The 14,384-nt window shown below is 65.5% G+C and carries 12 protein-coding genes; 6 read left to right on the top strand and 6 right to left on the bottom strand.

Annotated elements, in window-relative coordinates:
- The first annotated feature begins 1 nt into the window (after nt 1).
- Nucleotides 2-583, top strand: a complete 582-nt coding sequence (locus AC6H0R_RS12675) for a DUF3299 domain-containing protein (protein ID WP_497581718.1) — start codon at nt 2-4, stop codon at nt 581-583.
- A gap of 6 nt (nt 584-589) precedes the next feature.
- On the opposite strand, the gene AC6H0R_RS12670 is transcribed toward AC6H0R_RS12675, so the two are convergent.
- Nucleotides 590-946: a PilZ domain-containing protein gene (locus AC6H0R_RS12670; protein WP_497581717.1), complete on the bottom strand. Its 357-nt coding sequence runs from the start codon at nt 944-946 to the stop codon at nt 590-592.
- The gene (locus AC6H0R_RS12665) at nt 939-2,978 is read right to left on the bottom strand and encodes an EAL domain-containing protein (RefSeq protein WP_497581716.1); all 2,040 of its coding nucleotides are present in this window, start codon (nt 2,976-2,978) and stop codon (nt 939-941) included. Before AC6H0R_RS12665 ends, AC6H0R_RS12670 begins: the two co-directional genes overlap by 8 nt.
- A 176-nt stretch (nt 2,979-3,154) precedes the next feature.
- On the opposite strand from AC6H0R_RS12665, the gene queF reads away from it, so the two are divergent.
- The 3 genes from queF (at nt 3,155) to AC6H0R_RS12650 (ending at nt 6,494) form a co-directional block, all read left to right on the top strand.
- On the top strand, nt 3,155-3,997 hold the full coding sequence (gene queF, locus AC6H0R_RS12660; RefSeq protein ID WP_497581715.1) for an NADPH-dependent 7-cyano-7-deazaguanine reductase QueF: 843 nt from the start codon (nt 3,155-3,157) through the stop codon (nt 3,995-3,997).
- 57 nt (nt 3,998-4,054) lie between these two features.
- Nucleotides 4,055-6,109, top strand: a complete 2,055-nt coding sequence (locus AC6H0R_RS12655; RefSeq protein ID WP_497581714.1) for a thioredoxin domain-containing protein — start codon at nt 4,055-4,057, stop codon at nt 6,107-6,109.
- Between the two features lie 79 nt (nt 6,110-6,188).
- Nucleotides 6,189-6,494, top strand: a complete 306-nt coding sequence (locus AC6H0R_RS12650; RefSeq protein WP_497581713.1) for a c-type cytochrome — start codon at nt 6,189-6,191, stop codon at nt 6,492-6,494.
- A 139-nt stretch (nt 6,495-6,633) separates the two neighbouring features.
- Here the strand turns inward: AC6H0R_RS12650 and AC6H0R_RS12645 are convergent, their stop codons facing one another.
- From AC6H0R_RS12645 to AC6H0R_RS12630, 4 genes are all read right to left on the bottom strand, one after another.
- Nucleotides 6,634-8,805 carry an EAL domain-containing response regulator gene (locus tag AC6H0R_RS12645; protein WP_497581712.1) on the bottom strand — a complete coding sequence of 724 codons (2,172 nt, stop codon included), beginning with the start codon at nt 8,803-8,805 and terminating at the stop codon, nt 6,634-6,636.
- A gap of 35 nt (nt 8,806-8,840) precedes the next feature.
- The gene (locus AC6H0R_RS12640; RefSeq protein ID WP_497581711.1) at nt 8,841-10,808 is read right to left on the bottom strand and encodes a sensor histidine kinase; all 1,968 of its coding nucleotides are present in this window, start codon (nt 10,806-10,808) and stop codon (nt 8,841-8,843) included.
- A gap of 94 nt (nt 10,809-10,902) precedes the next feature.
- Nucleotides 10,903-12,039, bottom strand: a complete 1,137-nt coding sequence (locus AC6H0R_RS12635; RefSeq protein ID WP_497581710.1) for an EAL and HDOD domain-containing protein — start codon at nt 12,037-12,039, stop codon at nt 10,903-10,905.
- 3 nt (nt 12,040-12,042) lie between these two features.
- Nucleotides 12,043-13,056, bottom strand: a complete 1,014-nt coding sequence (locus AC6H0R_RS12630) for a CDP-6-deoxy-delta-3,4-glucoseen reductase (RefSeq protein ID WP_497581709.1) — start codon at nt 13,054-13,056, stop codon at nt 12,043-12,045.
- A 21-nt stretch (nt 13,057-13,077) separates the two neighbouring features.
- Between AC6H0R_RS12630 and AC6H0R_RS12625 the strand changes: the two genes are divergently transcribed.
- Entirely contained in the window at nt 13,078-13,968 is an 891-nt protein-coding gene (locus AC6H0R_RS12625) for an NAD-dependent epimerase/dehydratase family protein (RefSeq protein ID WP_497581708.1), read from the top strand.
- Nucleotides 13,962-14,372 (top strand): CopD family protein, encoded by a 411-nt coding sequence (locus AC6H0R_RS12620; RefSeq protein ID WP_497581707.1) that lies wholly within the window; start codon nt 13,962-13,964, stop codon nt 14,370-14,372. Before AC6H0R_RS12625 ends, AC6H0R_RS12620 begins: the two co-directional genes overlap by 7 nt.
- Nucleotides 14,373-14,384: the final 12 nt, after the last annotated feature.

Below are 14,384 nucleotides of genomic sequence, written 5' to 3'. Positions count from 1 at the left end.
CATGAAGAAAATGGCGGTGTTGCTGTTTGCCCTGATGATCACGGCCGCTCCGGCGGTGGCGCAGCAGGGCGACTATCAGGTGGGCGACCGCGTCGGCGCGGCGGCCGGCAAGATGGTGGACGGCTATCTGGAAATCGAGTGGGACGACCTGATTCCCAAGGACTGGATGCCCGAGAAGCTCTTCGAGGATCTGTTCAACGACGTGAACCTCGATAAGCTCGACGACACCGATCCGCGTGCCGCCGAACTGATGCAGAAAGTGCGTGAGGCCTGGGACAACGCGCCGCTGGTGTCCGATTTCAACGGCAAGCGTGTGCGCATTCCGGGCTTTGTGGTGCCGCTGGAAGGCGACGCCAAGACCATCCGCGAATTCCTGCTGGTGCCGTATTTCGGCGCCTGCATCCACGTGCCGCCGCCGCCCGCCAACCAGTTGATCCTGGTGAAGCCGGACAAGCCGATCAAGGCCGATTGGAACATGGTGCCGGTGTGGGTCAGCGGCGTGATGACGGTCGACCGCAAGACCTCCGATCTGGGGACTTCGGGCTACCGCATGACCGGCATGCGTGTGATCGAGTACGAGTGAGTGCGATCAGGCGACGATCATCGCCGCCAGTTCGCGTTCCAGCAGCGCCGGATCGCCTAGGTTGAGTTCGAGCAGGCGACGCAGGTGGGTGATGCTGTCGAGGTCGATGTCCTCGCAGGCGACACCGATGTGTGAGCCTTCGATGTGGGCGACATGCCCGCGCATGCGCACCACCGCATCCTCGCCCAGATCCAGTTGCAGCTCGCAGGCCTGTCCGCTGCAGTCAGGGTGGTCGGGCAGTTTCAACAGCGCGCCCTTGAGCGACAGGTCGAGCAGCTGACACGGCTGAGTCTGGCCGTCGCAGGTGAAACGGGCCGCGCATTCGAAGGCGATGCGCGAGAAGTGTCGGCGCTGGCTATCCATCGGTATGGGCTCCTTGCAGGCGCACGGCCGAACCGGTCATGCCGTCAAAATCCAATGTACGAATGACTTCCAGATCGTCCTGGTGATCCACGCCTTCGGCAATCACCTGCAGGCCGATGGCGCGCGCAAGCTCGCAGATGCGAGCCAGAAAACCCTGCTTGTCCTGATTGGTGGCGATGTTGCGCACCAGCCCGGCGTCGATCTTGACGTAGTCCAGGCCGACATCGTGCAGCCCGCCCAGTTGCCCGAATTCGCGCCCGGCGTGTTCGATGCCGAGCCGGCAGCCAAAGGGTCGAGCCAGCCGGCACATCGCACGAAACGCCGCCAGGTCGGCCACGACACCTTGTTCCGGCAGTTCGATCCACAGCAATTTGGCGGCTTCCGGCTGTGCCTCCAGCGCATTGCGGACGGCATCCAGAAAGCCGGGATCGCGCAGCGAACTGGCCGAAACGTTGATGCCGACCGGCCGGCCTTCGGCGGTGATGCGCTCGAGCGCCAGATGCAACGCGTTGAGGTCGATGCGCGCCGTCAGGCCAAGCCGCTCGGCCCAGGCCAGAAAGGCCTCGGCCGAATACCACAGGTCGTCGATCAGGATGCGCGACGGAGCCTCGTAGTGCATCAGCGCGCCGCGTTGGTCGAGCACCGGGAAGGCGTCGATGCGCACCCGGCCATGATCGAGCGCCGATTCCAGCGCCTCACGCCAGCCCGCAAGATCGGTGCGTGCCGGCATCACGGTTTCGGGGTCTCCGATATGCGCCGCGCCGCGCCGCGCGTATTCGGCGGATGCCAGCGCGCTGTCGAGCCGCGACAGCAGCCGTTCGCGTGGTTCGCCGCCGGCGTAGCCGACGACGCCGATGGGCAGGCGTTTCATCAAGCCTTCGCCGTGCATGCTTTCGAGCGGGGTGAGCGCGCTCGACAGCTCGTGAGCCAGCACCGAGGGGCGCTCGACGTCCGGTGCGATCAGCGCGAAGTCGCAGCCGTTGAGCCGCGCGACGCTGCGGCCCGGCCGCGCCGAGGCAATCGCGCGCAGCCGCGCTGCGACGTCGACCAGCAGCTTGTCGGTAGCGCTGCGCCCGAAGCTGCGATTGAGCCCGTGCAGGTTGGCGACGCGCAGCACCGCCATCGATCCGCGCAGCTCCGGGTTGGCGGTAGCCAGATCAAGAGTGGTCTCGAGCAGCGCCAGAAAGCGGTTGCGGTTGGGCAGGCCGGTGAGTTCGTCATGTCCGGCGAGATGGTCGAGCTGCCCGAGGCGTACGGACTGCTCTTCGCTGTCGGCTTCAAGCCGCGCAGCCAGCGCATTGGTGGCGTCTGCCAGGGGCTTGAGCTCGCTTGCCGTGGGTTCGGCAACGCGGTTGAAGCGGCGTTCGGCAAAGCCTCGGGTCTGGGCCTCCAGCGCCGAAAGCGGAGCGAGCAGACGGTGGATCAGTGCGCTCATGGCCAGGCCGATCAGGGCTGCGGCCAGCGCCAGCCAGAGCATCAGCCCCTGCAACGTACGCCACAGTGCGGCGTGCGCCTCGGCGCGGGACCCAACGACGGTGACGACGGCGATCGGTCGGCCATCGGCGGCGATCTCGAGGCTGGCCGGCGAGACCTCGAGCGGGTGCAGCGCGGCAAACCAGTACGGAACGAGTACGCTTTCCTCTGCGGTGCGCTGGACGATGATCTCGCCGTTGGGGCGCTCGATGCGCACCAGGGCGTAGTCGCCACTGTCGGACAGGGTCTCGACCAGCGGTGAAAGGGTTTCGCGGGTGGGCTCACTGCGGGAGGCGAGCAGTCCGAGCAGGGTTGCGGCATCGCGGTCGCGCGCCTGCATCTGGCGTTCGAGCTCGCTTCCGGCAATCGACAGGCAGATCAGGGCGCCGCCGGCGAATACGACCAGCGCGCCCAGCGCAGCCCCGAGCCAGGACAGCATTTTCAGCGACACCGCTGTTCCATGCCGGGCCGTTCCGGTTGCGACGGCCTGATCAGCGCGCGGGCTGCGGACCGGGCTGGCCAGCGGGTTGTCGTGCTTCTGTGACAGCGTATCGGGCATGTGCGTGTGCTCATCCTTGCAATCTGTCCGGTAGATGCAATCCGGCAGGGCCGGGAGGCCGTCTTTTTGCCTGTATCGGATGCAACTTACACCATATCCCTGAGCAGCTTTACCGAAAGGACGCATCCGGCGGTGGGTCCGGGCGCCGGTTGTTGCGCCTGACGTACAATCGGCCCATGAACCCGATTGTCTCCCCTGGTGCCGAGGATTCCCCGCTCGGACGCCCCGTGGCCTACCGCGATTGCTACGCGCCCGAACTGCTGTTTCCGATCCCGCGCCAGCCCAAGCGGGATGAGATCGGGTTGCGCCCCGATGCGCTGCCCTTTGTCGGCGAGGATGTGTGGAACGCATACGAAGTGTCGTGGCTCAACCCGCGTGGCAAGCCGGTGGTGGCGCTTGGCCGCTTCACGGTGCCGGCAAGTTCGCCGCAGCTGATCGAGTCGAAGTCGCTCAAGCTCTACCTCAATTCATTCAACCAGACGAATTTCGATTCGATCGAGGCCGTGCGCGAGGTCCTGGTGCGCGATCTGTCGATGGCAGCCGGAGCCGCTGTGACGGTGGAGCTGCAATCGCTGTCGGATGCGCCGCAGCGCGTGTTCGGGGTGCCGCAGGGAACGCTGATCGACGAACTGGACCTGGCCATCGACGCCTATGCGCCGCAGCCCGGTGTGCTGCGTGCCGAGGTGGGCGTCGAGGTCGAGGAGACGCTGTACTCGCATCTGCTCAAATCCAACTGTCTCGTCACGGGCCAGCCCGACTGGGCCATGATCGTCGTGCGTTACGCCGGCCCGCGTATCGACCGCGAATCGCTGCTGCGTTACATCGTGTCCTTCCGCACCCACAACGAATTCCACGAACAATGCGTCGAACGTGTGTTCTGCGATGTGCTCGCCGCCTGCCGGCCGCAACGGCTGGCGGTGTGGGCGCGCTACACGCGACGTGGCGGGCTGGACATCAACCCCTTCCGCGCCACGCCCGGCGAAGCCCCTGCCAGCAACCTGTTTGAAGTGAGACAGTGAAGGGCGAAGAGTGGAGGCGCTTAGCTCCACTCCCGGCCTTCACCTCCGATACGCCCCATGCCCAATCGACTTTCCACTGAAACCTCCCCGTATCTGTTGCAGCACGCCGAAAATCCGGTCGATTGGTGGCCGTGGTGTGAAGACGCCCTGGCGCTGGCGCGCGCGCAGGACAAGCCGATTCTGCTGTCGATCGGGTATTCCGCCTGCCATTGGTGTCACGTCATGGCGCACGAGTGTTTCGAGGATGCCGAAGTGGCCGCGGCAATGAACCGCGACTTCGTCAACATCAAGGTCGACCGCGAGGAACGGCCGGACCTGGACCACATCTACCAGGCAGCGCACCAGCTACTCAAAGGTCGCCCCGGCGGCTGGCCGCTGACCATGTTCCTGACGCCCGACGGGCTGCCGTTCTTTGGCGGGACTTATTTTCCGAAGGTCTCGCGCTACCGGCTGCCGGGTTTCGTCGACCTGATGCGCGATGTCGCGCAGGCCTTTGCGAGCGAGCGGGCTGAACTCGAGGCAGGTGGCGTGAGGCTGCGTTCGGAACTGCTTCGCCTGTCTGCGCCGGCAGATGCAGCGCATCACTCCGATCTCAATGAACGTCCGTTCAAGGTGCTGCGGGACGGCCTGAAAGCGGCCTTCGACCGGCGTCACGGCGGTTTTGGCGAAGCCCCCAAGTTTCCACGCGCGAGCGATCTGGAATTCCTGTTGCAGCGTGCCGCGACCGAGGGTGACGAAGCCGCCGGCGAGATGGCGCTGACCACGCTTACACGCATGGCCGAAGGCGGGCTGTTCGACCATCTGGGCGGAGGCTTTTTCCGCTACAGCACCGATGCGCAATGGCGCATCCCGCATTTCGAGAAAATGTTGTGCGACAACGCTGCGCTGTTGCGGCTGTATGCCGACGCCCATGTGTACAGCGGTACGGCCGTTTTTCGCGCTGCGATCGAGCGCACGGCGGAGTGGGTGATGCGCGACATGCAGTCGCCCGACGGGGGCTATTACTCCGCGCTCGACGCCGACTCCGAGGGGCACGAGGGGCGCTTCTACGCGTGGGACCGCAAACACGCCCAGCGCGTTGTGCCACCCGAAGCCTGGAAGGCCTTTGAACGCCACTATGGACTGGGCGAGCGTGCCGGCTTTGATGGCGCCTGGCATCTGTATGTGGCCGAGCCACTGGAGCGCACCGCCAGAAAAACCGGGCTTGGTGAAGACGAACTCGTATGCCGGCTGGAGCAAGGACGTCAGGCCTTGTTTGCAGAGCGCGAACAACGTGTGCGGCCGGGCTGCGACAGCAAGCATCTGGCCGGCTGGAACGGCATGATGATTGCCGGCATGGCGCACGCGGGCAGGGTGTTCGGACGGGACGACTGGCTGGCGTCCGCGCGCAGCGCATTCGCTTTCGTACGCAGCCGCTTGTGGCGCGGTGGTCGGTTGTTGGCCACCAGCGACGGAGGTCCGGGGCGTCTCAATGCGTATCTGGATGATCACGCCTGGCTCATCGATGCGGCACTCGAATTGCTCCAGTGCGGCTTCGATGCCGAGGTGCTGACCTTTGCCGAGGATCTGGCCGAGGCCCTGCTGGATGACTTCGAGGACCGGCAGCACGGCGGCTTCCATTTCACCCGGCATGACCACGAGCCACTCATCCTGCGACCCCGGCCGCTGCACGACAATGCGACTGCGTCGGGCAACGGTGTGGCTGCCCGCATGCTGGCGCGCCTGGCACAGCTGACCGGTGAGGTGCGCTATCTCGACTCGGCCGAACGTACGGTGCGGGCGGCATGGTCGCTGCTGGAGCGCAATCCGCAGGGCTGCGCGAGCCTGTTGCTGGCCTTGCAGGATGTGTTGCAGCCACCGGCGGTGGTGGTGATGAGCGGCGAGGCCGTGGCACTCGCCCCTTTGCGCGCCAGTCTGAACGAACACTATCGCCCGTGCGTGATGGGGGTTGTGGTGCCGGGGGACTCGGCGGGGGTGCCGCCGGTGCTGGCCAAACGGGCGCCGACGGGCGCGGCCGCTGCCTGGGTGTGCCGTGGACGCACCTGTCTGCCGCCGGTGTCGGAGGCTGCGGAACTGTCACGAATGCTGACAATGCCGGGTTTCCACGAGTAGGCAAAGCGCGCGGGAGTCGGGTAGTATCGGACCACCTTGAAAAGGTCCGCTTTTATATCACTAGAGGGAAGAGGGAAACATGAAGGCAATTCTGTCCATCGTCGCAGCAGCCAGTCTCCTCTGCGCAGCCCCCGCCTTTGCCGATGCAGCGCTGGCGAAGTCCAAGAACTGTATGGCCTGTCATGCGACCGACAAGAAGCTTGTCGGCCCTGCATACAAGGATGTCGCTGCCAAGTACGCCGGCAAGGGCGACGCCGTTGCGATGCTCGCAGGCAAGATCAAGAATGGCAGTTCCGGCGTGTGGGGCCCGGTCCCGATGCCGCCCAATGCCGTGAGCGAGGATGAGGCCAAGAAGCTGGCCGCCTGGGTCATGAGCATCAAGTAAGCTTCCCCGCGAAGCTGATAAGAAAAGCCGGCGATGCCGGCTTTTTTGTTGCTGGCGCCCCAAGACAAGAAACGACCCTGGGGGGCGCCGCCACGGAGCGGCAAGCGTGGGGTGTTTTTGTTTTCTGCGTTGCGAGGCTCTAGTTTGATACGGCGCGTGGTGGCATCGAGAACAGGGCCTCGGCGTCGTCGGCGCGAACTGGCCGCGCAAAGTAGTAGCCCTGCATCACATCGCAACCGAGTGCGCGCAGCATGGCGGCCTGCTGCGGGTGCTCCACCCCCTCGGCGATCAGCTCCAGATCGAATCCGCGCGCGATGCCGATGATGGCCGAGATGATCGGGTTGGTCATCAGGCCGCCCATGTCCTTGACGAAACTGCGGTCGATCTTGAGCGCGCTGATCGGCAGCTTCTGCAGATAGGCCAGGGCGGAGTAGCCGGTGCCGAAGTCGTCGATGGCAATGCCCACCCCGGCTTCGCGCAGTCGGCGCACCTTGTCGGTGACGCCGGGTGTGTCCTGCATCATCATGTGCTCGGTGATTTCCAGCGTGACCTGCCCGGGCGGGAGCGTGTGGCGGGCGATGCATTCGGTGACGCTGGTGACGATATCGCCGCGCTCGAAATCCTTGGCCGCGAGGTTGAGCGACATCTTGATGTCTTCATGCCCGCGGCTGCGCCAGTGCGCCAATTGTGCGCAGCTTTGCTCCAGCACCCAGTGGCTGATGTCGCCGATCATGCCCAGTTCCTCGGCCAGCGGCACGAAAGTCGACGGGCTGATCAAGCCGTTCTCGGGATGGTTCCAGCGCAGCAGTGCTTCAACGCCGACGACCCTACGCCGCGACAGGCTGACTTGCGGCTGGAAATGCAGCTCGAACTGGCCGCGATCAAGCGCCACGCGCAGGTCGTTCTCCAGCGCCAGCCGTCCCTGGTGGCTGGTGTTGAGTTCGGGTGCGAAGAAGCGGAAACCATTCTTGCCCGAGCGCTTGACCTGGGCCATCGCGATGTCCGCGTGCTGCAGCAGCGTCTCGCAGGTTTCGCCGTCGGTCGGGTACATCGCAATGCCGACGCTGACCGTTGCGCGGAAGTCGCCATGACTCAACGCGAGTGGCGCCTCCATGGCGGCCAGAATCTTGTGGGCGATGGCGTCGGTGTCTTCGGCGCCGCGCACATCCGAGAGCAGGATGGTGAACTCGTCCCCGCCGACCCGCGCGAGGGTGTCGCTGCGTCTCAGGGCGCCGGAAAGGCGCGCGGCCACGCCGCGGATCAAGGCATCGCCTTCGCTGTGGCCGTAGGTGTCGTTGACCAGCTTGAAGCGGTCGATGTCGACGAACAGTACGGCGAGGGCCCGACCGTGGCGGCGCGCGTGGGTCAGCGCCAGTTCGAGACGTTCGCGGAACAGGCTGCGGTTGGGCAGACGGGTGAGCTGATCGTGATAGGTCTGGAAGCTGATGATCTCTTCCGCACGCTTCTGGTCCGAAACGTCACGCGCGATGCCGTAGAGTCCGGCGTAGCCGCTGTCGGAGCCGTCGCCGCGGCCGAGCATCGGGATGCCTTGCAGCACCACGCTGACATACGGCTCACCCATCGGGTGGGCACGCCGCAGGCGAAGTTCGAGGGTGAAGCTGGCTTCCGGTCGCAACTGCTGGGCTTCGAGCATCTTGGCAACGCGACTGGCGTCTTCATCGACCACCAGTTCTGCAAACGGCGTGTCGAGCAGGTGGTTGCGCTGAAAACCAAGCAACTCTTCGATGCGTGGGTTGACGAAGCTGAAGCGCCCCTGGGCGTCGAGGGTGAAGATCAGATCAGGTGACTGTTCGACCAGAAAACGATGCAGGCGCTCGGACGCGCGCAGGCGTTCGCTCATTGCGCGGTTGGCGCGCTCGAGCACGGTCTTGTGCAATGCGTTCTGAACGGCGCGTTGCAATTGCGCCACATGATAGGGCTTGCGCACGAAATCATCGGCGCCGCGACGCAGTGCGCCGATGACGGCGTCAATGGCGTCTTCACCGCTGATCATGACAACGGCTTCTTCGCGTTGATGCTCGGACAGCCAGTCGAGCACCATCAGTCCGGTGCCGTCGGGCAGGCGGTAGTCGAGTACGACAAGGTCATACTGCTGGGTGCCGAGGCGGACCAGCGCTTCGCCTACATCGCAGGCCAGATCAAAGTTGCGGCCCGGGTTGGCGAGGATCTGCGGCAGGGTGCGACGCAGCGAAGCGTCGTCATCGACAATCAGAATGCGGGTAGTGGTCTCGGCGCCGCTATGGGACTCGGAGAACTGATTCTGGAAGAAAGCGTCACCAGGTATGACCATATGCCCCGTGCTGCGTCGCGGAATGACGCCCTAATCTATTCGGAAACGATTGGCACAAGCAACTGAAAGCTTGTGCCAACGCCATTCTGGCTGCGGCACAGGATGCGTGCATGCCAGCGTTCCAGGATGTCACGCGTGATCGACAGCCCCAGCCCCTGATGTTGACCACCCTTGCGGCTGGGTTGCGGTGAGAAGAGGTCGCCGAGCCGTTCGGGCGGCAGCCCCGGGCCGTTGTCGATGACCCGGATCTCGATGCAGCGCCTGCCGTCGGCGATCAGTTCGCCGGCCAGCGCGACGGTGCAGCGCCCGCCCGGATGCAGGATGTCGGCGGCATTGTGCAGCAGGTTGAGCATGACCTGCCGCAGGGCCGAGGCCGGCATCGCAACTGCAGGCAGCGCGGAAAGGGTGCGCAGTTCGAGGTGGATGCCGCGGCTGCCGAACAGGGATTCCTCGAGCATGGCCTGCATGTCGCGCAACAGCGTCACGATGTCGCAGAACGGGGGCTCGGCGGGCTCGTCTGGCGGCAGTGTGGCGTTGTCGATGAGGCTGCCGAGGCGTTCGATCTCGTCGTGCACGATGCGCAGGTCATCACTCAGCCCGGCCACATCGCCATGGCGTTGTGGAATCAGGTGCAGGTAGCTGCGGATCACCGACAGCGGATTGCGCGCTTCGTGGGCGATGCGACGTGCATGTTCGCGATGGCGTTGTTCGATCTGCGCCCGCAGCCGCTGTTCCAGTGCATCGCGCGTATGGCGCTCGATGGCGACTGCGGCGGCAGCCGAGGTCAGCGACACCAGCATGCGTGCAAGGTCGGTGGCCGGCAGCGGAGAGCGCTCCGGTGCAACCACGATGGCGCCGGGCGTCGTACCGGTACTGAACGGGATGCACACGAAACCGCTGCGCCCGATCCAGCGGGAAAGCTGCCAGTCGCGCACCGAACGGCCGGGACCGTCGTCGTCGCGATGCCATGAGGTGGGTGTCTGACTGCGCACGGCCAGGGCCAGCACGCTGGCTTCGTCGTCGAGCGGTTGCGCGGATTCGCCGTGCCACTGTGCCACGCTCGTTTCACGCGTCAGCGACAGCACATTCAGACGGCCCTCCTGCGCGGCCACGACGATGAACGGGTGTTGGTCGCACAGCAGGCGCGCAGCCGCTTCATAGCGCATGCACAGCGCGCCGGCCTCGAGTCCGGCAAACGCCTTGTGCGCGAAGCCGGCCAGGGCTGCCTCAACGAGGCTGGGCGATGTCGGGGCGGGCGCGACGGGCAATGGCGGCTCGGTCTCGGTCACGTCGTCCACGACCGGGAGGCTTGCAGCGTCCTGCGCGGCGACGATGCCCATGAGCTCATCGCGGGACAGTCCGCTGACGCGTGAGCAGGCGTCGAGCCAGTGGTCGGGGTTGGCGGCCAGACGGTTGGCGCACCAGGCCATGGCGGCCAGCGGGTGCGCCTGGGTAATCTGCTCCTCGGCGCTGTCGGCGAGCATCAGCGCGTCGCAGATCAGCGGGGTGCAACCGCACTCGTCAGCGAGGCGGGCATTCAGTTGTCGGGAGGGTGCTTGATGGCCACCACCGGGCAGCGGTCCGATGCGCAGCAGCTGTGCGAGCCGCGACCACAGCGCGACCAGTGCTGCGTCGTCGGCGAAGCGGTAGCCGGCGGTGTGCGTGATGGCCCGGGCGATGCTGGCTGCATGCTGGGACTGGCTGCGCAGCGCGATGTCGGTGCGGGATGCCCGCGCGTGGTGGGTGCGTGTCAGCAACCACGCCGTGAGCAGATCCGGGCCGAGTGCGGTTACGCGTGTTTCGACGATGTCGGGCAGGCGGTCGTCCAGGCCGGCGCCGTTGAGCGGCATGGCGCGCAGCAGGGCGTGCAGCAATACGGGGTCGTCGAGAAAACACTGCGCGACCGCGCCAAGGTCGGGTGGGGTCGCGCCGAGCAGTCCGAGCAGCGCATCGCGTTGTGCGGGGGAGGCTGCATCGTGCAGGAGAACCTGCGGATGGAGCATGCTCGATCCCATGGGTGTCAGCCGGGCGGTTGCGAATGCCCGATTGTACCCAAGGGCTGAGCGGGCTTGCCGGAAAGTTTGCCTGCGGAGTGGTTCAGGCCGTGAGATTGTCGGCGAAGCTGAGCGCGGACAGCAGCGCGGCGTTGACCTGTTCCGGGCGCAGTTGCAGCTCTTCGACCTGTTTGGCCAGCGCGGCGCCGTCGAAGCCTTCGGTGAGATAGGCCAGACGCAGCAGCGGGGCATATTCGCCCATGTCGTGCACAAGTGCGTCGACGATGCCTTCCGGCAAGGTCATGGCCTCGACGATCTCTTCGATGCTCGACCCCGTCAGCAGCGGCAGCAGCGAGAAGGCGCCGGTGATGAAGAGGTTGTCGTGATGGCTGTTGTCGAGCCAGGACGCGCCGAGGATTTCCATGAAGCGGCCACGCACGATGGCCGTCTGCATCAGCGCCGGCGCGGAGGGATCGCGGCTGGCCGTGACCAGCAATAGCGACAGCCACTTGTTGAGTGCGTCGTAGCCAAGAATGCTGACCGCGTGGCGGAAGGACTGGATCTCGACCATCAGGCCGAAGCCGGCCGAGTTGATGTAGCGCAGCAGCTTGTAGGAGATCGCCACATCCTGCTTGAGCAGCTGCTCGATCTTGCCGATGTCGGCGTTGTTGCGGACCAGGTTGAGCAGCTGGACGATCTGGCCGTGGGCCGGTGCCAGCGCCTTGGGAGCCGGATGGCCGCGCAGGAAGAACCAGCCCGAGGCACCTTCGTAGCCCTGCTGGATTGCACTCTGGAATGCGGCGAGATCGTTCAGGCCCCAGGCCAGCGGCACGCCCGGTGGGTTGCCCGGAGCCGGGTGTTTGCGGGCGTCGGAGATCGCGAAGCGCCAGTCGGTGTTGGGGGGGACGGACGTGTCCGGGGCATGCCAGGCAAGGCAGGTCTGCACATTGGCCGAGCGCAATTGTTCGAGCAGCTCCAGCGTGCGCGGGTGATTGATGGCCTGGGCAGGGATTTCGACCATGGCGTTGGGCGGGGCCTGCCAGTCCATCAGGTCGGGCGTGGGCACCAGCCGGGCCAGCGAGACGAACACCGGATAGTGACTCGGCCATACGTCCTGCAGGGCGTTGAGCGTTTCGACCACCGACGCAACGTCGGGCCCGTGTGCGATCAGTCGGTTGGCGGTGATTGCCCGCTTGCGGTTGACCACGGGTTCGCGAGTGAAAATGGTCGTTTGGGGCATGGCTCAGGCGCTGGCGAAAGTGAATGCGTCGGCGAAGAACGCGTCCGACGGCAGGGCGCATCGACTCACCAGATCATCGCGCGCGGCGTCGATCATCGCGGGAGAGCCGCAGGCATAGGCTTCAAAGCTGGAGAGGTCGGGCAAGTCGGCCATGACAGCATGATGTACGAGGCCGGTGCGCCCTGTCCAGCCATCTGCAGGCAAAGCTTCGGAGAGCACCGGAACGTAGCGGAAGCCTGGCAGGCTTTGCTCCCAGCTACGGGCGAGATCGTCCATGTACAGACCATCGCGGGTGCGCGAACCCCAGTACAGCGTGAGCGGGCGCTGCCGGCCGGAGGCAATGAGATCCTCGACCATGCTCTTGATCGGGGCAAAGCCCGTCCCGCCGGCGATCAGGACGGCGGTACCGCTGCCTGAGCCGAGCCCGAAACTGCCCAGTGGGCCTTCGAAGCGCAGGATGTCGCGCGGCTTCATCTGTTCGAAGACGTGGCCGGTGAAGCTGCCCCCTTCGATGCGACGGATGTGCAGTTCGAGCTGATCACCCACCGCCGGTGCATTGGCAATCGAGAAGCTGCGACGACGACCTCCGTCGAGTACGAAGTCGATGTACTGCCCGGCGCGAAAGCGGAAGGGCTCCGAAGCGGGCAGCTTGACCTTCAGTACCGCCACGTCGGGCGCGGCGAAGTCTATGCTCTGCACCCGGCAAGGCAGCTTCTTGATGGGGAGGTCTCCGGCGCGTGTCAGGCTGCGCACGGTGACGTCGAGATCGCTCAGGGCATGGGCCTTGCACAGCAGGGCCATGCCGTCGGCGCGCTCGGAAGCGCTCAGGGCGGTGGCCGAAACCGCCCCTTGTTCGATCTCGCCCCGCTCCACGCGTGCCTTGCAGGCACCGCAAGCGCCGTCGCGGCAGCCATAGGGGACCACGAAGCCGGCTGCCAGGGCGGCCTCGAGAATGGTCTGATCGGATGTGATGGAGAACTGCTGCCCGCCGGGCTGGAGTGAAATCGTGAAGGGCATCGGACGTGGGATAATCCTGCGATGAAAAGAATCCTGATCGTCGGTGCCGGCGACGTGGCCGGTCGTGCGATCCCGTGGCTCGCGCGGCGTTTTCGCGTATTCGCGCTGACGCGCCGCCCGGAAGGCCGCGAGCGCCTGCGCCGGCTGGGTGCGGTGCCGCTGCTGGCCGATCTGGACGACCGGGCCAGTCTTGCGCGGCTGGCGGGTATTGCCGACGCGGTACTGCATTTTGCACCGCCGCCGGCCGAAGGGCCGGGCGACGCGCGCATGCAGCGTTTGCTGGCGGCCTTGGCGGGCGGGCGGAGTCTACCACAGCGCCTGATATACATAAGTACGACAGGGGTTTACGGTGATTGTGCAGATGCGCACATCGACGAGACCCGGGTGTGTCGGCCGACGACGGCACGCGCGCGCCGTCGTGTCGATGCCGAGCGCCGATTGCGCAATTTCGCGGTTGACAACGCGCTTTCGGTGTCGATCCTGCGTGCGCCGGGCATCTATGCAGGGGATCGTTTGCCGCTCGACCGCCTGCGCCGTGGTGATCCGGTGCTGGCGCCGGACGAGGATGTTTTCACCAATCACGTCCATGCCGAGGATCTGGCGCGCATGGCCTGTCTGGCGCTGTTCCGCGGACGCTCAGGTCGCGTCTACAATGCGGTCGATCAATCAGACATGAAGATGGGCGAATACTTCGAGTTGGCGGCAAGCATGTTCGGCGTCGCTGCGCCGCCACGGCTGAGTCGGGCCGAACTTGCGCAGAAGCTCTCGCCGATGGCCTTGTCCTTCATGTCGGAGTCGCGTCGTATCGATGGTTCGCGCGCGCTGCGCGAGTTGCGCATGCGGCTGGTCTATCCCACGGTCGAGGACGGTTTTGCCGCGGCCATCGCCCAACAAGGAAGCGCTGCGTGTTGATCGTCAAATCGCTGCACCTCGTGTTCGTCGTTTCGTGGTTTGCCGGGCTCTTCTATCTGCCGCGGCTGTTCGTGAACCACGCCATGGTCGAGGACGCCGCAACGCGCGAGAGACTGGCCCTCATGGAGTACAAGCTCTACCGTTTCATGACGCCGCTGGGCGCGCTGGCAATGGGCCTGGGGCTTTGGCTGTGGTACGGCTACGGGTTCTCGGGAGGATGGCTGCACGCCAAGATGATGCTGGTCCTCGTGCTGGTGCTCTATCACCTGTATTGCGGCAAGTTGCTGCGCGACTTCGCGGCGGGGCGCAACACGCGCAGCCACGTGTGGTATCGCTGGTTCAACGAAGTGCCGGTGCTGGTGCTGTTCGCAATCGTATTTCTGACGGTACTCAAGCCGTTCTGATCCGGAGGGCCT

The organism is Pseudazoarcus sp. NS36, from assembly GCF_059703705.1.
The sequence above is the reverse complement of the archived record's forward strand: the minus strand, read 5'-3'. Positions and strand labels throughout refer to the sequence as shown.

What these genes read in the sequence shown, in the direction of transcription:
- AC6H0R_RS12650 (WP_497581713.1), top strand. Translation starts at nt 6,189, where the DNA reads ATGAAGGCAATTCTGTCCATCGTCGCAGCAGCCAGTCTCCTCTGCGCA.
- AC6H0R_RS12665 (WP_497581716.1), bottom strand. Translation starts at nt 2,978, where the DNA reads ATGCCCGATACGCTGTCACAGAAGCACGACAACCCGCTGGCCAGCCCG.
- AC6H0R_RS12635 (WP_497581710.1), bottom strand. Translation starts at nt 12,039, where the DNA reads ATGCCCCAAACGACCATTTTCACTCGCGAACCCGTGGTCAACCGCAAG.
- queF (WP_497581715.1), top strand. Translation starts at nt 3,155, where the DNA reads ATGAACCCGATTGTCTCCCCTGGTGCCGAGGATTCCCCGCTCGGACGC.
- AC6H0R_RS12640 (WP_497581711.1), bottom strand. Translation starts at nt 10,808, where the DNA reads ATGCTCCATCCGCAGGTTCTCCTGCACGATGCAGCCTCCCCCGCACAA.
- AC6H0R_RS12630 (WP_497581709.1), bottom strand. Translation starts at nt 13,056, where the DNA reads ATGCCCTTCACGATTTCACTCCAGCCCGGCGGGCAGCAGTTCTCCATC.
- AC6H0R_RS12675 (WP_497581718.1), top strand. Translation starts at nt 2, where the DNA reads ATGAAGAAAATGGCGGTGTTGCTGTTTGCCCTGATGATCACGGCCGCT.
- AC6H0R_RS12645 (WP_497581712.1), bottom strand. Translation starts at nt 8,805, where the DNA reads ATGGTCATACCTGGTGACGCTTTCTTCCAGAATCAGTTCTCCGAGTCC.
- AC6H0R_RS12625 (WP_497581708.1), top strand. Translation starts at nt 13,078, where the DNA reads ATGAAAAGAATCCTGATCGTCGGTGCCGGCGACGTGGCCGGTCGTGCG.
- AC6H0R_RS12655 (WP_497581714.1), top strand. Translation starts at nt 4,055, where the DNA reads ATGCCCAATCGACTTTCCACTGAAACCTCCCCGTATCTGTTGCAGCAC.
- AC6H0R_RS12670 (WP_497581717.1), bottom strand. Translation starts at nt 946, where the DNA reads ATGGATAGCCAGCGCCGACACTTCTCGCGCATCGCCTTCGAATGCGCG.